Below are 19,772 nucleotides of genomic sequence, written 5' to 3'. Positions count from 1 at the left end.
GGAGCGAAAGCGCACTCCCGGCCCACCCCACCCCCAGGCACCCACCCGTGAAGAAGGACCGATGAGAATCCTGTTCGTCACCGGCGGCGGGCCGGCCACCGTCTTCGCCCTGGCCCCCCTGGCCACCGCCGCCCGCGGTGCCGGCCACGAGGTGTTCATGGCCGGCAACGCCGACCTCCTGCCCGCCATCACCGCCTCGGCGCTCCCGGCCGTCTCCAGCACGGACCTGCCCGTCCAGCACTTCACCACCCAGGACCGCGCGGGCCGCCCGGTCGACTCCCCGCTGGGCAAGTCCCTCGCCGAACAGGGCCACTTCACCGGCCGCTGGTTCGGCCGCCTGGCCGCCGCGAGCCTCCCCGCCCTGCGGGAGTTCAGCAAGCACCGGCGCCCGGACCTGATCGTGGGCGGCACCACCAGCTACGCCGCCGCCCTCCTCGCCGCCGACCTCGGCGTCCCCTACGTGCGGCAAGCCTGGGACGCCATCGACGCCCACCACATCCACCCCGGCGCGGACGAGGAACTCCAGCCGGAACTGGCCGAGTTGGGGCGCGACCGGCTCCCCGAACCGGACCTGTTCCTCGACGTGTGCCCACCCAGCCTCCGTCCCCGTCACGCCGTCCCCGCCACGCCCCTGCGGTTCGTCCTGGGAAACCAACACCGCCCCCTCAAGCCGTGGATGTACACCCGCTCCGACCGCCCCCGCATCTGCCTGACCGCCGGCAGCCAGGTCACCCGCGACGCCCGGCACCGCCTCTACGAGTTCCTCACCCGCGCCCTCGCCGAACTCACCCCCCTGGGCGCCGAGGTCCTCGTCGCGGCCCCCGACGCCCTCGCCCCCGACCTCCACGCCCAGCACCCCGACGTGCACGCCGGCTGGGTCCCCCTGGACGTCGTCGCCCCCACCTGCGACCTGCTCGTCCACCACGGCGGCGGCGTGACCAGCCTGACCGGCATGTGCGCCGGCACCCCCCAAGTCATCGTGCCGGGCGCCGAGATGCTCGCCGGCGCCGCCCGCGCCCTGGCCGACTACGGCGCCGCCCTGACCCTGCCCACCGGCGACGACACCCCCGGCGCCCTCGGCCGGGCCTGCCGGCAGATGCTGGCCGACGACGCCCCGCGCAAGCGCGCCCGGGCCCTGCGCGAGGAGATCCAGGCCCTGCCCACGCCTGTCGCCACCGTCCGGGTGCTGGAAGACCTGACGCGTCGCCAGCCCCCTGCCTGGCCGCGGCCCTCGACACCCCTTTGACGTTGCCCTGACGTTGGCTGACCTTCTCCTGACATCGGCCTGAAGGTCCCTGACGCCAGCCGCAAAGTTCCCTGAAATCAACGCCGTTGACCCCGTACGCCCCCGAAGATAGATTTCCTAGCGTTCGCGGTATTCCCCGCCCGGCGCCGAATACCGCACCGCGCAGTGCCCAGGCACCGCGCCCGGCCGGCCGCGGCGGACGCCCATCCCGCCCCCGGCCCCACCCCGCGCACCCCACCACGGCACCACCACGCCACCCGCAGCGCGAACCCGGGGCCGTACACCGCAGGCATCAGGGCCCGAAGCCCCCATCCCGCAATCCGGAGGGACACCTTGCAAGCGCGCAAGCTCGCCGTGCACGGCGCATTCGAATTCACCTCGCAGACGTTCTCCGACGACCGCGGGGTCTTCGTCGCGCCCTTCCAACAGCAGACCTTCCAGGCCGCCAAGGGCGGACCGCTGTTCTCCGTCGCCCAGAGCAACCACAGCGTCTCCCGCCGCGGCGTCGTCCGCGGCATCCACTACACCGCCGCCCCACCCGGCGCCGCCAAGTACGTCTACTGCGCCAGCGGCCGGTCCCTGGACATCGTCGTCGACATCCGCCGCGGCTCACCGACGTACGGCACCTGGGACACCGTCCTCCTGGACCAGACCGGCTTCCGCTCGGTGTACCTGCCCGTCGGCGTCGGCCACGCCTTCGTCGCCCTCACCGACCACACCGTCATGGCCTACCTGACCTCCGCCCCCTACGTCGCCGAGCAGGAACTGGCCCTCTCCCCCCTGGACCCGGCCCTGGCCCTGCCCCTGCCCGACGACATCGACCCGATCCTCTCCGAACGGGACGGTGCCGCCCTCACCCTCGCCCAGGCCGCCGACCGCGGCCTGCTCCCCGACTTCGCACTCTGCCAGGAGCTCGAAGCCCGCCTCGGCACCCCCGCCCAGGCACCGCACGACCTGACCGGGACCCGGACGTGAAGGGCATCCTGCTGGCCGGCGGCAGCGGAACCCGCCTGCGGCCCCTGACCGGCGTGGTCTCCAAGCAGATCCTGCCCGTCTACAACAAACCGATGGTCTACTACCCCCTGTCGGTCCTCATGCTCGCCGGCATCCGGGACATCCTGGTCATCTCCTCGCCCGCCCACACGGAGAGCTTCCGCAACCTGCTCGGCGACGGCTCCGACCTCGGCCTGAGACTGGACTACGCCGAACAGAAGGAACCCAACGGCATCGCCGAAGCCTTCCTGATCGGCGCCGACCACATCGGCACCGACGACGTGGCCCTCATCCTCGGCGACAACATCTTCCACGGCCACGGCTTCTCCGAACTGCTGCGCACCACCGCCGCCCGCCTCGACGGCTGCGCCCTGTTCGGCTACCCGGTGAAGGACCCCTGGCGCTACGGCGTCGCCGAACTCGACGCCGACCGACGCCTGGCCGCCCTCGCCGAGAAACCCCGCGAACCCCGCTCCAACATCGCGGTCACCGGCCTGTACATGTACGACCACACCGTCGTCCAACTCGCCCAGGACCTCATCCCCTCCGACCGCGGCGAGTTGGAGATCACCGACATCAACAAGGCGTACCTGGAGCAGGGCCGCGCCCACCTCGCCGAACTGGGGCGCGGCTTCGTCTGGCTCGACATGGGCACCCACGACTCGCTCCTGGAAGCCGGCCAGTACGTGCAGATGCTGGAGCAACGCCAAGGCATCCGCATCGGCTGCGTCGAGGAAGTCGCCTACCTCAAGGGCTACATCACCGCCGAACAGTGCCACCGGCTGGGCCGGGAACGGGCCGGCACCGACTACGGGGACTACCTGGTCAACCTCGCCGAGGAGGGCGGGGCGCTGTCCCGCACCGTCGGCGCCAGCTCCTCCCCCCGCACCACCTGACCACCCCGGGCACCCCACCGCCACCGCACTCCCGCCCCTTCCTCTCCCACCCTCCGGAGGTCCCATGCAGAACCGCTCACCGGCCCCGCCCCCGGACCCCGACGCCCCCGGCGTCCTCGTCCTGGGCGGCAGCGGCTGCATCGGACGGCACGTCTGCGCGGCCTTCGCCCGGCACGGCCACCGCGTCACGGTCGTGGCCCGCACCCCCGCCCCGCACGTCGCCGCACACGCCTTCCGCTCCCTGGACCTGCTCACCGCCCCCGCCGACGCCCTCTCCCAGCTCCTGACCGACACCGGCGCGCAGGTCGTCGTCAACGCCACCGACATGGCCGGCGCCACCGACGTCACCAGCGCCGCCGACGGCGGCGAACAGCGCGCCGCGGAACTGCTGGCCGCCAACGCCGGCCTGGCCCGCACCCTGACCCAGGCCCTCCAGCAGTGCGCCAAACCACCCCGCCTGGTCCACCTCGGCACCATCCACGAGTACGGCCCCGGCCAGCGCGGCGTCCCCCTCGCCGAGGACCTCACCCCCCGCCCGACCAACGCCTACGCGCGCGCCAAACTCGCCGGCTCGCAGGCCGTCCTGGCCGCCGCCAACACCGGCGTCGTCGACGCCGCCGTGCTCCGCCTGGTCAACACCGTCGGCCCCTACCCGACCCCGGCCAGCTTCCCCGGCAAGCTCCTGCCGCGGATGCGCGCCGCCGCCCTCGCCGGCGAACCCCTCACCGTCACCGTCGCCGCCGCCATGCGGGACTGGGTCGATGTCCGCGACGTCGCCGAAGCCGTCGTCCAAGCCGCCAGGCGTCCCCTGACCAAACGGGTCTTCAACATCGGCAGCGGCGTCGCCGTCCCCATGCGGGAACTGGTCACCCACCTCCTGGCCGCCGCCGGCCTGCCCCGCACCGCCCTCGACGAGGACACCGGCCCGGTCCGCAGCCTGGGCGCCGACTGGGTCCAGGCAGACATCCGCCGCGCCCGCACCGTCCTGCACTGGCAACCCCGCATCCCCCTCCCGCAGACCTGCAAGGACCTGTGGGACGCCGGCCGGACCAGCCGCTGACCCCGCCGGCACCCGCACCCAGCGCCCCTTACGAAAGGACCACCATGACCGACACCCCCTACAAGGACCCGCGCGTCGTACCGCACGAGTCCCCGCAGGAACGCGACTCCCGGCTGCGCCTGACCGAACTCCTCGCCCAGACACCCATCCCGCCCGAGTACCTGATCGACAACCTCCCGGTGTACCTGCGCCGCCCCCAACTCGCCGACCTGCTGGCGATGGACGCCCTCTACCGCAAGATCGTCGACGTGCCCGGCGTCATCATGGAGTTCGGCGTCCTGCACGGCCGCCACCTCGCCGCCTTCACGGCCCTGCGCAGCATCTACGAGCCCTACAACTCGCTGCGCCGGGTCGTCGGCTTCGACACCTTCACCGGCTTCCCCGACATCGCCGACGTCGACCGCGCCACCCCCAGCGCCGTCGAAGGCCGCTTCGCCGTCCCGGCCGACGAGGTCGACCACCTGCGCGCCGTCCTGGCCGCGCACGAGGCCAACGAACCCTACGGCCACACCCAGCGCAGCTTCGTCGTGCAGGGCGACGTCCGCAAGACCGTCCCCCAGTACCTGGCGGAGAACCCCGAGACGATCGTCGCCCTCGCCTACATCGACCTCGACCTGTACGAGCCCTCCCTGGAGACGCTGCACGCGATCCGCCCGCACCTGGCCAAGGGCAGCATCATCGCCTTCGACGAACTCGCCCACCCCAAGTGGCCCGGCGAGACCAAGGCACTCACCGAGTTCCTGGAACTGGGCCGGGTCACGCTCCGTCAGCTGCCGCACCGCGAGTCCCCGATCATCTACCTGGTCTGGGGCGAGGACTAGCCCCCGACCCCCGCACCCCGCGTCCCCACACCCACCCAGCGTCCCGCCGGACCCCCGACCGGTCGCCCGTCGCCGGCCGAGCTCGACTTGGAGAACCCATGCCCATCGACACCTGCCGCGCCTGCGGCAACAGCGAACTGCTGCCCGTGCTGGACCTGGGCCCGCAGGCCCTCACCGGCGTCTTCCCCCGCAGCCGGGAGGAGCACGTCCCGCAGGTCCCCCTTGAGCTGGTCAAGTGCTCACCCGCCGGCTGCGGCCTGGTCCAGCTGCGCCACACCGCCGACTTCTCCCTGATGTACGGCGAGGGCTACGGCTACCGCTCCGGCATCCGCGAATTCATGATCAACCACCTGCACGGCAAGGTCGCCCAGCTCACCGAGCTGGTCCGCCCCGCCGCCGGGGACCTGGTCCTCGACATCGGCAGCAACGACTCCACCCTCCTGCGCGGCTACGCGAGCGGCCCCACCCTGGTCGGCATCGACCCCACCGGCGAGAAGTTCCGCTCCTACTACCCGGCCCACATCGACCTGATCCCGGACTTCTTCTCCCGCCGGTTGTTCCAGGAGCACTTCGGCTCCCGCCGCGCCAAGATCGTCACCTCCGTCGCCATGTTCTACGACCTGCCGCGGCCGCTGGAGTTCATGCAGGACGTCCACGACATCCTCGACGACGACGGCGTGTGGCTGATGGAGCAGAGCTACCTGCCGGCGATGCTGGAGGCCACCGCCTACGACGTGGTCTGCCACGAACACCTGGAGTACTACGCGCTCCAGCAGATCGAATGGATGGCGCACCGCGTCGGCCTGAAGGTCATCCGCGCCGAACTCACCGCCGTCTACGGCGGCAGCATGAGCGTCACCCTCGCCCGCCGCGACAGCCGGCACCGCGTGGAGGAGGCGGCCCTGGCCCGCATCCGGGCCCGCGAGCTGGAACTGGGCCTGGCCACCATGGCCCCGTTCGAGGCGTTCGCCAAGCGTTCCCACGCCGCCCGCGACCAACTGCGGGACTTCCTCGACCAGTCCCGCAAGGACGGCAAGCTCACCCTGGGCTACGGCGCCTCCACCAAGGGCAACGTCATCCTCCAGTTCTGTGGGCTCACCGAGGCGGACCTGCCGTGCATCGGCGAGGTCAGCCCGGAGAAGGCCGGCGCCTTCACCCCCGGGACCACCATCCCCATCGTCTCCGAGGAGCAGGCCAAGTCCCACCGGCCCGACCAACTGCTGGTCCTGCCCTGGATCTACCGTGAGGGATTCCTGGAGCGCGAGGCCGACTACATGGCCGCCGGCGGCCAACTCGTCTTCCCGCTACCGGAGTTGACCGTCGTGCCCGGCCGCGGAAAGTAACCCCGCCGCCCCAGGCCGGGCCGCCGGCCGGACACCGTCGGCCCGCGGCCGGGGTCCTTCGCGACGCACCCGTCCCGGTACCCGGTGGTGCCGGATCGCTCCGGCACCACCCCACCCCTTCACCACTGCCCGGCAGACGAGGTCGACGCCGTTCCCCCCGGACGGCTCGGCGTCCACCCGGCCTGCCCGCAGGAGTTCCACGCCTCTCCCGGCAACCCCACCGGGGGCATCCACGGAGGAATCCCGATGATCATCCTGGGCTACAACGGCTTCTCCCAGGTCGCCGACCTCTTCGCCCGGCTCTACGGCCACGCCCCCGACGGCGTCGACCGGCACAACCTCATCGGCCACGACGCGGCCGCCGCCCTGATCATCGACGGCGAACTGGTCGCCGCCGTCGAGGAAGAGCGCCTCAACCGCAACAAGAAGACCAGCGCCTTCCCCCGCAACGCCATCCGCTGGTGCCTGGAACAGGCCGGCCTGGACTACGACGACGTCGACCACTTCGCGTTCGGCTGGAACCACGACAACGCCTACGCCGACACCACCGTCACCGCCGTCGCCCAGGCCCCCCTGACCGCCGAGGAGAAACTCACCGTCCTCACCACCTTCGGCGAGCTGTACCTCGGCGCACTGGGCCGCACCGCCCTCATCGAGGACTTCACCCGCCACACCGGCTACGCCCTCCCCGACCACAAGCTGGTCACCGTCCCCCACCACCGCGCCCACCTGGCCTGCGGCCGCACCTTCGCCGGCCTGACCGACGCCGCCTTCCTCATCAACGACGGCCAGGCCGAACGCGACAGCGCCATCATGGGCGAGATCCGCAACGGCAAGGTCGAGGTCTTCGACCGCTTCACCATCGACTTCGGCAACTCCCTCGCCCAACTCTTCGGGGAGATCACCCGCTACCTCGGCTTCGTCCCCAACAACGACGAGTACAAGGTGATGGGCCTGGCCGGCTTCGGCACGCCCCCCGCCCCCGAGGACAACCCCCTGCTCGGCAACGTCGTCACCCTCGAAGACGACGGACGCTACGCGCTGGCCCTGGCCCACGACCGACGCGGCCCCCGCGCCTACGCCGAACTGCTCGACAAGCTCTTCGACGGCCACGACGGCAACCGCGAAACCTTCGAGTTCCGCGTCCGCCTGGCCACCGCTGCCCAACAGCTGGTCGAGGTCGTCACCGCCCACCAACTGCGCGCCCTGGCCGCCGCCACCGACCTGCGCGACCTGATCTTCGAAGGCGGCCTGGCCCTCAACTGCGTCAACAACACCAAGCTCCTCGAAGACCTGCCCTTCGAACGCATCGAAGTCAGCTTCGGCGCCAGCGACCCCGGCGTCTCCATCGGCGCCGCCGCCCACGTCGCCCAGTCCCACGCCGCGCCGCTGGCCCACACCTCCCCCTACCTCGGCCCGGAATACGACACCGAGCAGATCCGCACCGCGCTGACGGCCCACGCCTCCGCCGTGACCTGGGAAGAGCTGCCCCTCGACCAGATCGTGGAGCGGACCGCCGAGCTGCTGTCCGGCAAGACCGTCATCGGCTGGTTCCAGGGCCGCACCGAATACGGCCCGCGGGCCCTGGGCAACCGCAGCATCCTCGCCAACCCGTCCTACCCGGACATGAAGGACATCATCAACCACCGGGTCAAGCACCGCGAGCCCTTCCGCCCCTTCGCCCCCCTGGTCCTCGAAGAGGACGCCCCGACCGTCTTCGACCTGGGCAAGAAGCACCGCTCGCCCTACATGACCTTCGTCTTCCCGGTCCGCCCCGCCTACCGGGAGCAGATCGCCGCCGCCACCCACGTCGACGCCACCTCGCGCGTGCAGACCCTCACCGACGAGAGCAACCCCCTCCTGGCCCGCCTGCTGCGCGCCTTCACCGCCCGCACCGGCGTGCGCTGCCTGATCAACACCTCCTTCAACGTCGCCGGCGAACCCATCGTCTGCGCCCCCGACGACGCCGTCGAGTGCTTCCTGGGCACCGACATCGACCACCTGGTCATCGGCACCTTCCTGGTCACCAAGCGCTGACCCACCCAACGGCCCGCCACCCCGGCGGGCCGTTTTTTCCCTTTCCGGCCCAGGAACGCGCCCGGCACGCCCCTCGGCCGCGGCCGGAGGCACCCCGCCGGGAGACGGTGCTGCCCGACGACCCCTGTACACCCGTGTGGTGTTGCGCGATTCTTGTGCGTCTGAAGCAAGTGGCCGATTGTCGCCAGTAGTTCACCAGGTGCTGTACCGGGTCCTGAGGAGCATGACGTGCCGCACAACGTGCCTGTACTCACCACGGTGGACGCCCTGCCCCGCGACCCGCGCCGTCCGCTGCCCCGCGTAGGGGGCCCGGCGCGCCGGCGGACCTGCCCGCACCGAGCGACCGGACCGATGGGTTCCGGGCCGCCGGGCCGCCCGCTCCGAGGCGTCACTGCTGGACGCCGGGCCGGCCGCACCGGCCACTGACAGCAGCATCAGCACCGGGAATCTCCCGGCGGTGAGGGGACGGACCCGGCCCCGGCACGCCCAGGTGGGGCGTGTCGTGGTGCGGACGCCCCGATCCCTCGCACGTCGCGCCCTGAGGAAGGACCAGTTGCATGTCTCGTGTGGTCTGTCTTCCGTCCACGGTGGAAAACGGCGCTGCGGCCGGGCCCGCGCCGACCTCCGACGGCCTCCTGGCGAAGCTCTCCCGAAGAGTCCACGCGACCAACTCGGGTGCAGACCAGGCCACGTCGGACACGGCGGCCTTCGAAGTGCTCTGGCTCCCCAAGCACGAGGCCGGGTCCCCGCTCGACGCGCACCTGGCCACCGTGCAACGGACGCACCACGGCCCGGAGCGCGGGCCAGCCGGCGGCGACGGGTGGCAGTACACGCCGGAGGAGACCCTCGCAGCCACCCTCAGCAACCCCCGCCGCCTGGGCGAGCGTTTCACGCCATGGTCGCGTGCGTGCGCGGAGATGGCCTCCCACGGCCGGGAGTTGCTGACCGAGATCCACCGCACGCGCTCCGGCGGCCCCGCGGGCGACCAGGTCCGAAGGACCCCGGTGACGATCGGGCAGGACCGCATAGGCGACATCTGCGCCCGGGCCCGGGCCGGAGCCAACGCCGGGCGCACGACGAAGTCGACGCTGCCGCTCTGCACCGCGCCCTCGTGGTTGAAGGTGCGGGACGAGTTCGGCCTGCGGGGCGTCGCGGGCTACCCGAACTTCGCCATGGGGTCGTGGTGGATGGGCCTCCTCTCCGACGACTACGGAGACTGGCGCCAGGCATACCTCCCCCTGTTGGACTACGCCTTCTACCTCGAGTACAACGTCGACACCGCCCGCCCCGGCCCGTCCGGGGGCAGCGACCTGATGCACGAGGTCCTCGCCCTGTGGGACATGCCCGGCCTGCCCGGCGAACTCCAGGCCCGCCGGCTGCACGTCGCCTGCGACATGGCGTTCTTCGACCTCAAACGCCGCCACGAGGCCAGCCTCAGGACGCACCCGACCGACGGCCTGACCACCTGGGTCCACGCCGATCGGGATGACTGGCGTGACTTCAAGGCCGTGGACAGCGGCATCTTCGCGCACTACCTGTCGTTCGCCGAAGGCCCCGCGGGCCGCGACGACATGATGCTCACCGGGCTCGTCAACGACTGGGTGGACCTCGGCCCGGACCTGCGCCACGAGGAGTGCGGCCAGGGCGTCCTGGCGCTCACCCGCGGATCCCTCGTCCTGAGCGACCTGCTGGACTGCTACGAGCGCACCGTGTGGATGATCAACGCCCAACTGACCCCGGACGCCGGGGTGCGAGACGAGCGGTACGCGGGGTGCATGGAGACGATCGGCACCTGCATGTGGCAGATGTGCAACCACCGCCAGGACCTGTGGCGCTACTACGCACTCGCCCACGACCTGTGCGGCCGGGCCGCCGCACGGGACCTGTACGCGGCCGGCCAACTCGCCGAGTGCTACACCCCCGCCCTGGAACCCCGGACCCCCTCGCCCGGAGAACGGGTGTCCGTCCCGCGCTGCGCCATGGACTACGCGGTGCGCGTCGGGGGCGCACTCCACCGCGGCACGCTGACCGTTCACCACGCCGTCCGCGCGGCCGTCGAAGATGGTCTGCTGCCGCTGGGCGTCGTGGAGTACGCACTGGTCGTGCCCCTGTTGCTCCGTGACGGACGGATCACCGAGAGCGCCTTCCTGCGGCACATGGACGGTCGCTACTGCGACCACTTCGCCACCGTCATGCACTCCAGCCACGCCAGTGGGTTCTCCCGCGCCTACGGCACCGCCGTGGCCGCACTGGTGATGGAGCAGTGGTGGCACGGCATCTGGTTCGCGATCGGGGCGGGCAGCCTGATAGAAGCCCAACCGGACCGCATCGCGGCGGACCGCGACTACGGACCCTCCGGGAGCCGCCCCTAGGACGGAACCGGTGCCCCGGCGTCCGCCGCCCACCCGTGGCAGAGGCGAACGCCGGGCGCCCCCCGGCGGCACGGCTACCGTCCCGACAGCCACCCCGTCAACCGAGCCCACCAGGACGCGCGGGACCTCGGCGCACCTGCGGGCGCCGTCGACGCGTCGGCGCCGGCCGCGCCGCCGACCGCGGATTCGCGGGGGTCGGGCGTGCCGTCGGCGTCGTCCTCGGACGCGTCGGCCGACGCCGGGAGGCCCGGGGTGAACTTCACCGGCAGCGCGCACAGATGGCGGGCGATCCAGTGGGACACCCACCGCAGGTCGCTCTCGGGAACGGCCAGGTCGATGTCGGGCAGCCGCATCAGCAGGACGTCGATCCCGGTGTCGACGATGGCCCGCCCGATGTCCTGGCCGGGACATTCGTGCGGTCCGCTGCTGAACGAGAGGTGGGACCGGTTGCCGTGCATGGGCACCGAGCGGTCGGGGCGGATGACGGGATCGCCGTTGCCCGGCGCCAGGCCGAGCAGGAGCATGTCCCCGGCCCGGACGGACTGGCCGCCGAGTTCCGTGTCGCCGGTGGCCCACCGGGCGGGCAGCACCGCGGTCGGCGGCTCGTCCCACAGCATCTGCTCCAGGGCGTCCGGCAGGGTCATGCTGCCCCCCGTGAGCGACGCCCGGAAGCGGGGGTCGGTGAGCACCATGCGCAGCGTGTTCGCGGTCAGGTTGGTGGTGTTCTCGTTCGCGGCGAGGGCGACGATGCGCAGGTGCTGGGCGACTTCCTCGTCGGTGAGCCGCGTGGGGTGGCTCATCAGCCAGGTGGTGAAATCGGGGCCGGGGGCCTCGCGCTTGCGGGCGACGAGCTGTTCCAGCGACGCCATGAGGTAGGCGTTGCTCTCGACGGCCGTCTCCGATCCCTTGAGCAGGTCCCGGGTGGCCTCGACCAAGCGCGGACCGGCCTCGTCGGGCATGCCCAGGAGCTGCGTCAGCACCAGCATCGGCAGTTGCTCCGCGAACTGGCGCACGAGGTCGGCCCGTCCGTCGGCGACGAAGGCGTCGATCAGCTGGTTGGCGGACCGGGTGACGCAGCGACGGATCCCGCGGCGGTCGAACCGCGCCATGCTCTCGGTGATCGCGACGCGCAGCCGCTCGTGCTCCTTGCCGTCCATGAAGAGGCAGACGGGTTGCCAGGCGAGCGCGGGCATGAGGGGCGAGTCCGCGGCGACCCGGCCCTCCTGGAAGCAGTGCCAGATGCGCGAGTCGTGGCAGAAGCGGGTGGGCGTGCGCAGGACTTCGAGGTTCTCGCGGTATCCGAGGACCAACCAGGCCGGCAGGTCACCGTCGACCAGGACGGGGGCCACGGGGCCGTGTTCGGTCCGCAGCCGTTCGAAGAAGCCGGGCGCGTCGTTGGCCACCTCGGGCCCGAAGAGCCGCGCCAGTTGGTCGGTGCCGCCCGCGCCGGCATGCGCCGGGCACTGCTGAGGCGGGCCGGACGCCGACGTCGTACCGGACTGGTGTGAGGGAAAGACGGTCACCGGGACTCCGAGGCTGTGGTGGTGAGGGCGTACAGATGGCGCACGAGGGTCAGCAGGGCGTCGCGGCTGGAGGAACGCTCCCGGGCGTCGCAGTCGACCATGGGCACGTCGTCGGGGAGGTCCATGGCGGCGCGGAGCTCCGCCATGGGGTGGACGGGGGCGTCCGGGAAGGCGTTGACGGCGACGACGAACGGCAGACCGCGTTCCTCCAGCCGACCGAGCACGTCGAAGCTGTCGTCCAGGCGCCGGGTGTCGATCAGGACCACCGCGCCCAGCGCGCCCTCGAAGAGGCCGTTCCACAGGAACCAGAAGCGCTGCTGGCCCGGGGTGCCGAAGAGGTACAGCACGAGTTCTTCGCTGAGGCTGATCCGGCCGAAGTCCATCGCCACGGTCGTCTCGGTCTTGCGCTCCACACCGGCGAGGTCGTCCACCCCCACGCCGGCCTGCGTCATGGTCTCCTCGGTGGTCAGCGGACGGATCTCGCTGACCGATCCGACCAGGGTGGTCTTGCCGACCCCGAAGCCACCGACGATCACGACCTTGACCGCGGTGGAGACCGAGTCCGGCAGGACGTCCTCGCTTCGCGGACCGACGACGGGTTCAGAGATTTTGCAGTCCATGCATCACCGCCTCCAACAGTTCGACATCGGGCAACGACGCGGCCGGGATCGGTGCCCTGGCCTCGACGTGAGCGTTGTCCAGCAGGTCCGCGAGAAGTACCGTGACCACGCTGATCGGCAGGTGGACGTACGCGGAGATTTCAGCGACCGACAGCGGGTAGTCGCATATGCGGAGGATGGCGGCCTGTTCCGGCTGCAAGCCCGACGAGGGCCGGTGCCGGGTCACGATCAGCGTGACCATGTCCAGTGCGGTCGACCGGCCCGGCGCGCTCAGCCCGGACGTGAGGACGTAGAGGCGTTCGGGGCCGCCCTCTTCCCAACGCTTGTGTTCTTCCGGTTTCGAGTCGCTCACGGGACCTACCGGTCGGCCCGTGGCGGGCTGGTGAGGTGCTGACCGATGCGGGCGACGAGGTCCCGCATGCCTTGCCCCATGAGGCCGGCGTCCACTTCGTCGTCGGCCAGCACCGCCAGGTACGCGCCGGCGCCGGCCGCCATGAGGTAGAAGAAGCCGCCGTTGACCTCGATGACGACGAGCTTCATCCGCCCGTCGCCGTAGGGGAATTCGGTGGCGATGGCCGCCGAGAGGCTCTGCAACCCGGCGCAGGCCGCGGCCAGTCGGTCCGCGGTCTCCTCGTCCGTGCCGTACTGGGCCATGCACAAACCGTCCGAGGACAGCACCACGACATCACGGGTGTGCGGAACACTGGACGCCAGACCCTCGAGCATCCAATTCATATTGAGTCGCTGCTGTGTCGCCACTTACTTACTCATCCTTACCTAATGACTCAGTAACGCTCGGACTCTGCATCGCTCGGGCCGTCGGGGCGGCGCGCGGGGGAGTCGACCCGGGGCTCCCCGGAGATGCCCTCCTGGAAGGCGGCCAGCCACAGCCCCGCCTGCGGGGGCGGAGCGGCCGACGCCTGGGTGCCGCATCCCGTGGCGGAGGTCGCGGGCTTCTGTCGCAGGGGCGGAATCACGGTGCGCGTGCGGCGCCTGCGCTGCGGGAGCCCGTTGGCACTGCGCGGACCGGCGAAGGGCGCGGCCGCCTCGTCGGCCACCTGGGCGTGGCGCGCCGGACCGCCGTGGTACCGGGGCGGCGGGAGGACGGCGGCCTTGGCGATGGCCCCACCGGGCACGGGAGTCGCGGTGATCAGCTCCGGCGGGACGATCAGGACGACGCGCACCCCGCCGTACGCGGAACTCCGGAAGGAGACCTTGAAGTTGTTCGTGCGGGCGAGCCGACCGACCACGGCCAGGCCGAGCCGCGGCGACTCGCCCAGGTCGTCGAGGTCGAGTTCCGTGGTGGAGTCCTGCGCCAGGGCTTGCTCGGCGCGCACCCGGGCCTCGTCGGTCAGGCCGATCCCGGCGTCCTCCATCTCGATGGCCACGCCGGTCTGGATCTCGGTGGCGGTCAGATGGACGCGGGTCTGGGGCGGCGAGTAGCGGGTGGCGTTGTCGAGCAGTTCGGACAGGGCGTGGATCAGCGGTTCGACGCCCCGCCCGAGGATGCCGACCTCGGCCACGGAGTGCAGATCGACGCGTTGGTAGTCGAGGATGCGGGACATCGCCCCGCGCAACACGTTGAACAGCGGGATCGTCTGCTGCCACTGCCGGCCGGGCCGCGCCCCACCGAGTACGGCGATGCTGTCCGCGAGCCGGCCGACGAGCGCGGTGCGGTGATCGAGGCGCAGCAAGTCCCCGAAGACGTCCGGTTCGTGACCGTGCTTGTCCTCCATCTCCCGGAGTTCCTGGGACTGTTGGTGGACGATGGCCTGGACGCGCCGGGCGATGTTGACGAAGGCGCGCTGGGCGGAGTCCCGCAGGTCCTCCTCGGCCTCGACGGCCTCCAGGACGTAGCGCAGCACCGCCCGGTACGCGGCCTCGAACTCCGGGCTGACGCGCGAGACGAGGACGACCCTCCGCAGCACCTCCTCGGTCCGGGCGCCCTGTTGGAGCTGCGCCATGGCCGTGGGCAGGGTCTCCTTGGCCATCCGTACGGTTTCGGCCTCCTGCTGGGACAGGTGCCCGCGCAGGAGGGCCTCCCGCTCGGCGTACTCCTGGCGCAGCCTTTCGAGCGCCCGCCCGCGGCGGGCGGTCTCACCGGTTGCGAGGGCCACCGCCACCGTGGCGACGACGCCGATCGAGATGACCGGTGCACGGGCCATCGGTGGTGTCAGCGACACGGCAACGGCCGTGCACACGGCCAGGAGTACGGACGGCAGCAGCCATATGGGGGTGGGTGCCGCCCCCGGCCGCCCGGGGGGCGAATCAGCTCGAACCATCGACGTCCTCGGAGCGCTAAAAGGGATGGACAGGGCGAGGTGCAGGGTGGAGAGGGGCACCGCGAAGAAGGCCGCCTGCGCAAGGTCGACCACGAGGGGGTCGCGCTCACCAATTGCTTGGCCGCGGCGCATGACAAGGCGGCGTTCCGCACGCATGAGGCCGGATCCCAGGACGCCCGGTCTTCTGTGCGATTGGCGGCACCACGACAGTTGGTCGCGACGGATCGTAATCGCCGCAACTCGCTGCGCGACAGCGAGCATAGCGGGGGCGGGATGATTATGTGGCCTGAGTGCGCATAACACACAAATGCACTCGTGTGCGAAATCTAGAAGAGGTGTTCGGTGCCGGTGTCGGGCCGCATGTGCAGCCCGTGCGGGGTCGGAATTCCCGTGCATCACGTGCACGGAATTCCCCGTTGCGGGCCGTCCTTTTGTCTGGATGCCGCATGCGTCGGGAATCTCCGCACGTATTTCTTTGGTGAGGGGGCGGGCAGTTCTCCGGGCAGTACCCGTTGTGGGGCGTGGCACGGTGTCGAGGTCGGCCCCGGTCCCGGGTGGCCCGCGGCTCGCCCCGGGCGGAGGGGCGCGCGGGTGCCGATTAAGCTGGGTGGTCGTGAGCGACCGTAGAACAGCGATCATGGAGGCGGCCGCCCGGGTCATCGCCCGGCGCGGGGTCCGCGGGCTGCGGGTCGAGGAGCTGGCCGCCGAGGCCGGGGTGTCCACCGCGCTGATCTACTACCACTTCAAGGACCGGGCCGGCATCCTGCGGCGGACCCTGGAGTTCATCAACGACCGGGCCGCCGTCTACACCACCGAGCGCGACCCGGACGCCGCGCCCCTCGAACCCCGGCAGGAGTTGGAACGGGCGCTGCTGCTGGAGTTGCAGGACGACGAGGCGGTCCGCGAGAACAGCATCGCCTGGGGCGAGCTGCGCGCCAGCGCCATCTTCGAACCCCACCTGCGCGAGGACCTGGCCAAGGCCACGCTGATCTGGGTCCAGGAGATCGCCGACCTGCTCGGCCGGGTGCGCCCCATGGCGACCGCCGCGGGACTGGCCGTCGCCGCCGAACGGTTGACGGGCGTGGTGGAAGGGCTCAGCATGCGGTGGCTCAGCGGCATCCTGCCGCTGACGCACGCCCGCGAGCTGGTGGTGGACGCCATCGACGCCGAGTTGGAACGACTGGGGCGCCCGTAGGGCGCGCGGACGTCGCGGTGCCGGGCGGGCCGCGACGCCCGCGCGCGGGGGGCGTACTCGCCGCCTCCCGGCGCCGCGCACGACCCTCGGTGCTCCCGCGCCCCTCCCCGGAACACCAGGAGCGGGGGCCGAACGCCCGTGAACCGCCCGGTGCGTGTCCTAGCATCCCGGCATGCGCCACAAGTCTGCTGCCGCAGTCGCCCTGCTCGCCGCTCTGGCCGCCGTGTCGGGCTGCGCCAGCGGGGACGTACCGGCCCGGAACACCCTGATCCCCGCGCCGGCGGCGTCCTCCCCGTCCGCGTCCGCCACTGGTTCCGCACCCGGCTGGTCCGCGCAGCGGATGCGGGGCGCCAAGCCCTTCCGTCACCCGCCGGGGGTCTCGCACACCCCGCCGCCGACCACGTCCAACGCCCGGGTGGGCGCACTGTTCAGCCACGGCGGCAGCGGCGACCACTTCTGCACCGGGAGCGTCGTGGACAGCCCCGGCAAGTCCGTGGTGATCACCGCGGCGCACTGCATCCACACCGGCAAGGGCGGGGGCTACCAAACGGACCTGGCGTTCGTCCCGGGCTACCGCGACGGCCAGGCACCCAACGGCACCTGGCCCATTAAGAAGCTGGTGGTGGACGACCACTGGGCGCAGTCCTCCGACCCCGGCTACGACGTGGGGTTCGTCATCGTCGGCAAGGTCGACGGCAAGCGGATCGCCGACGTGCTGGGCGCCAACCGCTTCGGGTACGACGCCGGTTACGGCAACACCGTGCGGATCACCGGCTATCCGGCGAACGGCCAGGACCCCATCTCCTGCGGCAACAAGACCACGAAGTTCCAAGCGGACCAGATGAAGGTGGCCTGCACCGGGTACAGCGGCGGGACCAGCGGCAGCCCCTGGCTGACCCACTTCGACCGCGCCACCCGCACCGGCGAGGTCATCGGCGTCATCGGCGGCTACCAGGCCGGCGGCGACACCGACGACGTCTCCTACAGCCCCTACTTCGACGACGCCATCAAGTCCCTCTACGACAAGGCCGTCAGCGAGGAGAGCTAGCGCGCGCCGGGCCGGGCCGCGTGCCCGGCCCGACGCGCGTCGGCCTCAGGCGTGGCTGAGCACGTTCACCACCCGGCCGTTCGGGTCGCGGACGAAGAACCGACGGACCCCCCACTCCTCGTCGGTGAGCGGATGGACGATCTCTGCGCCCTGCTCGCGCAGCGCGGCGTAGGCGGCGTCCACGTCCGCGACCTCGATGCTCATGTCCGGTGTGACGGGGGCCGTCTTGTCGTCGGTCATGAAGCTGACTTGGACGGTGGGGTTGTCGGCGGCGGCCAACGTCATGATCCAGCCGTGGTTCATCACCTCCTCGAACCCCAGCAGGCCGTAGAACCGCGCGCTCTCCTCCAGGGTTTCCGACTGCACGTTGGGGACGATCCGGCGCACGTACATGTCACGGCACCTCCGTGATGCGGGACGAAAAGGCGCGAGCAGCGTAGCGAAGGCGGGGCCGGAACACGGGGTCTTCCGGCGCGTTCGGTTACTGTGCGCGGATGTCACACGCACGTACGCACTGCGGCTACCGGACCGGCGGTCTGTGGCGCGCGGCCGGGGTCTCGTTCGGCTTGCTGGTGGTCGGTTCGGGACTGGCCCTGTTCGCCATGTTGGAGTTCGACGAGCGGTGCACGCAGGGGCTGACGAAGGGCCCCGGCACGTTCCTGCGCGCCCGCAACCAGGCGTTCCCGCCCGCCACCGTCTGCGAGTTCGACCAGGGCGAGGTGGTGTCCTTCGGCGGCCGGGTCGTGCCCGGCGCGCTGCTGTGGGCGGCTCTGGCAGTCATGGTCGGCTGCCTGTTCGTGGCGCTCCTCGCGGAGTGCCTGGACCCGCGCCCCGGCAGCCGCCTGGTCGTCCCGATGTCCAGGGAGCAGAAGGTCGTCCGCACCGGCACGGCGTTCTTCGTGACCGGTTCGGTGTTCCTGCTGTTCTACGCGCTGGCTGCCTGGCGGCTCTTCACCGGTCCGTCGTCGGCCTGTGCGGCGGGCGGGGGCTGGAGCGCCCATCCGCCCCGGACGTTGGAGTACAGCTTCCTCCCGCCGCAGGCGAGCTGCGAGTACGGCAGTGGCCTGGTCCTGCCGATGAACCCCGACTGGATGGCGTCGCTGGCAACCGAGTTGGCCGTCCCCGCCGCACTGGCGGGCGTCGGGTTCGTCCTTGCCTGGCGACGCCGGCGGGCCGAGCGGGACGCGGCGGGCAGCGGCGCCGGGCACCTGTGACGTCCGTTCAGCGGCCGAAGACGGTGCTGGCCAGGACCACGTTGACGACGGTGCCGGCGAGGATGCTCAGCAGCGCGTTGCGGCGCCACAGGTGCAGCCCGACGGTGACGGCCAGGGCCGCGAGGGGAGCCACGGCCTGGGGCCGGGTCAGCGGCAGGTCGCGCAGGCAGTAGACGCACAGGATCACCATGACGCCGGCCGGCATGCGGGCCGCGAGGTAGCGGACTACGGCGCTGGCGCGCAGCGGGGCCAGGACGGTGAACGGCAGCGCGCGCAGGGCCCAGGTGACGGCGGCCGAGACCGCGACGGCCAGGAGCAGGTACCGGGTGTCAGGCATGGGCCGGCCTCGCGCGGGTGACGAGGTGGCGGACGAGGAGGGCGCCGGTGAACAGGGCGAAGGCGCCCATCATCAGCTGCCCGGGAACTATCAGGCGGGCGATCAGCGCGCTGAGCAGCGCCAGCAGGGGAGTGGGCAGGTCGCCGCGCCGTTCCCGGACGGCGTCCAGGGCGAGCACGGCGAACAGCGCGGTCAGCGCGAAGTCCAGGCCGGTGACCGTGTCGGGCACCACGGACCCCAGCAGGGCGCCGGCGGTGGCGCCGCCGACCCAGTACGCCTGCATGAGCACCTGGAGCCAGAGCAGGCGCGCGCCGCTCCAGGAACGGGCCTGCGGGCCGGTGGCCAGCGCGTAGGACTCGTCGTTGAGCGCGAAGGTGCTGTAGGCGCGGGCGAGGCGGCCGGACACCCGGTCCAGCGGGAAGGACAGCGCATAGAACACGTGCCGGACGTTGACCAGGAAGGCGGTCAGCGCGACGGTCGCCAGCGGTACGGCCGCGAGGACCAGGCCGACGAGGAGGAACTCGAACGAGCCGGCGTAGATGACCGCGGTGGACAGGCTCGCGCACCACCAAGGCAGGCCGGCGTGGGTGATGAGTACCCCGAGGGCGAGGCCGAGCGGCAGCAGGCCCAGTCCCACCGACGTCGAGTCCTTCAGGGCCGCCAGGGCCTCGGACCGCCGCCGGGGCGGGGGAACGGGGGCAGGACGAGGAGGGCCGCCGACGGCGACCGGAGAGCCAGGCATGCTGAAATTTTACGTGGACATCCGCCACATATGGTTGCTGACC

General features: G+C 71.6%; 19 protein-coding genes. 11 read left to right on the top strand and 8 right to left on the bottom strand.

Annotated features, from left to right (window positions below):
- Nucleotides 1-61: 61 nt before the first annotated feature.
- The 8 genes from ABD385_RS03165 (at nt 62) to ABD385_RS03130 (ending at nt 10,768) form a co-directional block, all read left to right on the top strand.
- A complete protein-coding gene (locus tag ABD385_RS03165; protein ID WP_344573304.1) occupies nt 62-1,246 on the top strand; it encodes a nucleotide disphospho-sugar-binding domain-containing protein in 1,185 nt (394 codons plus the stop codon).
- Nucleotides 1,247-1,579: 333 nt separating this feature from the next.
- Complete coding sequence (locus ABD385_RS03160) at nt 1,580-2,221, top strand: dTDP-4-dehydrorhamnose 3,5-epimerase family protein (RefSeq protein ID WP_344573303.1); 642 nt, start codon at nt 1,580-1,582, stop codon at nt 2,219-2,221.
- Nucleotides 2,218-3,135 carry a glucose-1-phosphate thymidylyltransferase RfbA gene (rfbA, locus tag ABD385_RS03155; RefSeq protein WP_344573302.1) on the top strand — a complete coding sequence of 306 codons (918 nt, stop codon included), beginning with the start codon at nt 2,218-2,220 and terminating at the stop codon, nt 3,133-3,135. The genes ABD385_RS03160 and rfbA overlap by 4 nt, the downstream gene beginning before the upstream one ends.
- Before the next feature lie 64 nt (nt 3,136-3,199).
- The gene (locus ABD385_RS03150) at nt 3,200-4,195 is read left to right on the top strand and encodes an NAD-dependent epimerase/dehydratase family protein (RefSeq protein ID WP_344573301.1); all 996 of its coding nucleotides are present in this window, start codon (nt 3,200-3,202) and stop codon (nt 4,193-4,195) included.
- Between the two features lie 44 nt (nt 4,196-4,239).
- Nucleotides 4,240-5,016, top strand: coding sequence for a class I SAM-dependent methyltransferase (locus ABD385_RS03145; RefSeq protein WP_344573300.1), 777 nt, complete (start codon nt 4,240-4,242; stop codon nt 5,014-5,016).
- A 98-nt stretch (nt 5,017-5,114) separates the two neighbouring features.
- A complete protein-coding gene (locus tag ABD385_RS03140; protein WP_344573299.1) occupies nt 5,115-6,359 on the top strand; it encodes a class I SAM-dependent methyltransferase in 1,245 nt (414 codons plus the stop codon).
- Between the two features lie 246 nt (nt 6,360-6,605).
- Entirely contained in the window at nt 6,606-8,396 is a 1,791-nt protein-coding gene (locus ABD385_RS03135) for a carbamoyltransferase family protein (RefSeq protein WP_344573298.1), read from the top strand.
- Between the two features lie 557 nt (nt 8,397-8,953).
- Nucleotides 8,954-10,768, top strand: coding sequence for a hypothetical protein (locus tag ABD385_RS03130; protein ID WP_344573297.1), 1,815 nt, complete (start codon nt 8,954-8,956; stop codon nt 10,766-10,768).
- A gap of 74 nt (nt 10,769-10,842) precedes the next feature.
- On the opposite strand, the gene ABD385_RS03125 is transcribed toward ABD385_RS03130, so the two are convergent.
- The 5 genes from ABD385_RS03125 to ABD385_RS03105 are packed head-to-tail and all read right to left on the bottom strand — an operon-like array spanning nt 10,843 to nt 15,076.
- Nucleotides 10,843-12,291, bottom strand: a complete 1,449-nt coding sequence (locus ABD385_RS03125) for a cytochrome P450 (protein ID WP_344573296.1) — start codon at nt 12,289-12,291, stop codon at nt 10,843-10,845.
- Nucleotides 12,288-12,911 (bottom strand): GTP-binding protein, encoded by a 624-nt coding sequence (locus ABD385_RS03120; RefSeq protein ID WP_344573295.1) that lies wholly within the window; start codon nt 12,909-12,911, stop codon nt 12,288-12,290. Before ABD385_RS03120 ends, ABD385_RS03125 begins: the two co-directional genes overlap by 4 nt.
- The gene (locus ABD385_RS03115) at nt 12,892-13,263 is read right to left on the bottom strand and encodes a DUF742 domain-containing protein (protein ID WP_344573294.1); all 372 of its coding nucleotides are present in this window, start codon (nt 13,261-13,263) and stop codon (nt 12,892-12,894) included. The genes ABD385_RS03120 and ABD385_RS03115 overlap by 20 nt, the downstream gene beginning before the upstream one ends.
- A 5-nt stretch (nt 13,264-13,268) precedes the next feature.
- Nucleotides 13,269-13,646 (bottom strand): roadblock/LC7 domain-containing protein, encoded by a 378-nt coding sequence (locus tag ABD385_RS03110; protein WP_344573293.1) that lies wholly within the window; start codon nt 13,644-13,646, stop codon nt 13,269-13,271.
- 50 nt (nt 13,647-13,696) lie between these two features.
- On the bottom strand, nt 13,697-15,076 hold the full coding sequence (locus tag ABD385_RS03105) for a sensor histidine kinase (RefSeq protein ID WP_344573292.1): 1,380 nt from the start codon (nt 15,074-15,076) through the stop codon (nt 13,697-13,699).
- Between the two features lie 754 nt (nt 15,077-15,830).
- On the opposite strand from ABD385_RS03105, the gene ABD385_RS03100 reads away from it, so the two are divergent.
- Together ABD385_RS03100 and ABD385_RS03095 are read left to right on the top strand one after the other, a co-directional pair.
- Complete coding sequence (locus ABD385_RS03100; protein ID WP_425585345.1) at nt 15,831-16,388, top strand: TetR/AcrR family transcriptional regulator; 558 nt, start codon at nt 15,831-15,833, stop codon at nt 16,386-16,388.
- 172 nt (nt 16,389-16,560) lie between these two features.
- Nucleotides 16,561-17,436, top strand: a complete 876-nt coding sequence (locus tag ABD385_RS03095) for a trypsin-like serine peptidase (protein WP_344573290.1) — start codon at nt 16,561-16,563, stop codon at nt 17,434-17,436.
- 45 nt (nt 17,437-17,481) lie between these two features.
- Here ABD385_RS03095 and ABD385_RS03090 read toward each other — a convergent pair whose 3' ends face one another.
- The gene (locus tag ABD385_RS03090; protein ID WP_344573289.1) at nt 17,482-17,829 is read right to left on the bottom strand and encodes a VOC family protein; all 348 of its coding nucleotides are present in this window, start codon (nt 17,827-17,829) and stop codon (nt 17,482-17,484) included.
- Between the two features lie 101 nt (nt 17,830-17,930).
- Here ABD385_RS03090 and ABD385_RS03085 point away from each other — a divergent pair, with 101 nt between their 5' ends.
- Nucleotides 17,931-18,650 carry a hypothetical protein gene (locus tag ABD385_RS03085; protein ID WP_344573288.1) on the top strand — a complete coding sequence of 240 codons (720 nt, stop codon included), beginning with the start codon at nt 17,931-17,933 and terminating at the stop codon, nt 18,648-18,650.
- 7 nt (nt 18,651-18,657) lie between these two features.
- On the opposite strand, the gene ABD385_RS03080 is transcribed toward ABD385_RS03085, so the two are convergent.
- Nucleotides 18,658-18,987 carry a branched-chain amino acid transporter permease gene (locus ABD385_RS03080; protein WP_344573287.1) on the bottom strand — a complete coding sequence of 110 codons (330 nt, stop codon included), beginning with the start codon at nt 18,985-18,987 and terminating at the stop codon, nt 18,658-18,660.
- Entirely contained in the window at nt 18,980-19,624 is a 645-nt protein-coding gene (locus ABD385_RS03075) for an AzlC family ABC transporter permease (protein ID WP_344573509.1), read from the bottom strand. Before ABD385_RS03075 ends, ABD385_RS03080 begins: the two co-directional genes overlap by 8 nt.
- Nucleotides 19,625-19,772: the final 148 nt, after the last annotated feature.

Origin of the sequence: Streptomyces lunalinharesii (assembly GCF_039532155.1) — a bacterium.
GTDB lineage: Bacteria > Actinomycetota > Actinomycetes > Streptomycetales > Streptomycetaceae > Streptomyces > Streptomyces lunalinharesii.
Note: the sequence above shows the minus strand (reverse complement) of the source record. Positions and strands in the feature narration are given on the sequence as shown.

What these genes read in the sequence shown, in the direction of transcription:
- ABD385_RS03085 (WP_344573288.1), top strand. Translation starts at nt 17,931, where the DNA reads ATGTCACACGCACGTACGCACTGCGGCTACCGGACCGGCGGTCTGTGG.
- ABD385_RS03165 (WP_344573304.1), top strand. Translation starts at nt 62, where the DNA reads ATGAGAATCCTGTTCGTCACCGGCGGCGGGCCGGCCACCGTCTTCGCC.
- ABD385_RS03145 (WP_344573300.1), top strand. Translation starts at nt 4,240, where the DNA reads ATGACCGACACCCCCTACAAGGACCCGCGCGTCGTACCGCACGAGTCC.
- ABD385_RS03140 (WP_344573299.1), top strand. Translation starts at nt 5,115, where the DNA reads ATGCCCATCGACACCTGCCGCGCCTGCGGCAACAGCGAACTGCTGCCC.
- ABD385_RS03080 (WP_344573287.1), bottom strand. Translation starts at nt 18,987, where the DNA reads ATGCCTGACACCCGGTACCTGCTCCTGGCCGTCGCGGTCTCGGCCGCC.
- ABD385_RS03105 (WP_344573292.1), bottom strand. Translation starts at nt 15,076, where the DNA reads ATGGCCCGTGCACCGGTCATCTCGATCGGCGTCGTCGCCACGGTGGCG.
- ABD385_RS03095 (WP_344573290.1), top strand. Translation starts at nt 16,561, where the DNA reads ATGCGCCACAAGTCTGCTGCCGCAGTCGCCCTGCTCGCCGCTCTGGCC.
- ABD385_RS03100 (WP_425585345.1), top strand. Translation starts at nt 15,831, where the DNA reads ATGGAGGCGGCCGCCCGGGTCATCGCCCGGCGCGGGGTCCGCGGGCTG.
- ABD385_RS03120 (WP_344573295.1), bottom strand. Translation starts at nt 12,911, where the DNA reads ATGGACTGCAAAATCTCTGAACCCGTCGTCGGTCCGCGAAGCGAGGAC.
- ABD385_RS03135 (WP_344573298.1), top strand. Translation starts at nt 6,606, where the DNA reads ATGATCATCCTGGGCTACAACGGCTTCTCCCAGGTCGCCGACCTCTTC.
- ABD385_RS03110 (WP_344573293.1), bottom strand. Translation starts at nt 13,646, where the DNA reads ATGAATTGGATGCTCGAGGGTCTGGCGTCCAGTGTTCCGCACACCCGT.
- ABD385_RS03150 (WP_344573301.1), top strand. Translation starts at nt 3,200, where the DNA reads ATGCAGAACCGCTCACCGGCCCCGCCCCCGGACCCCGACGCCCCCGGC.
- ABD385_RS03130 (WP_344573297.1), top strand. Translation starts at nt 8,954, where the DNA reads ATGTCTCGTGTGGTCTGTCTTCCGTCCACGGTGGAAAACGGCGCTGCG.
- ABD385_RS03090 (WP_344573289.1), bottom strand. Translation starts at nt 17,829, where the DNA reads ATGTACGTGCGCCGGATCGTCCCCAACGTGCAGTCGGAAACCCTGGAG.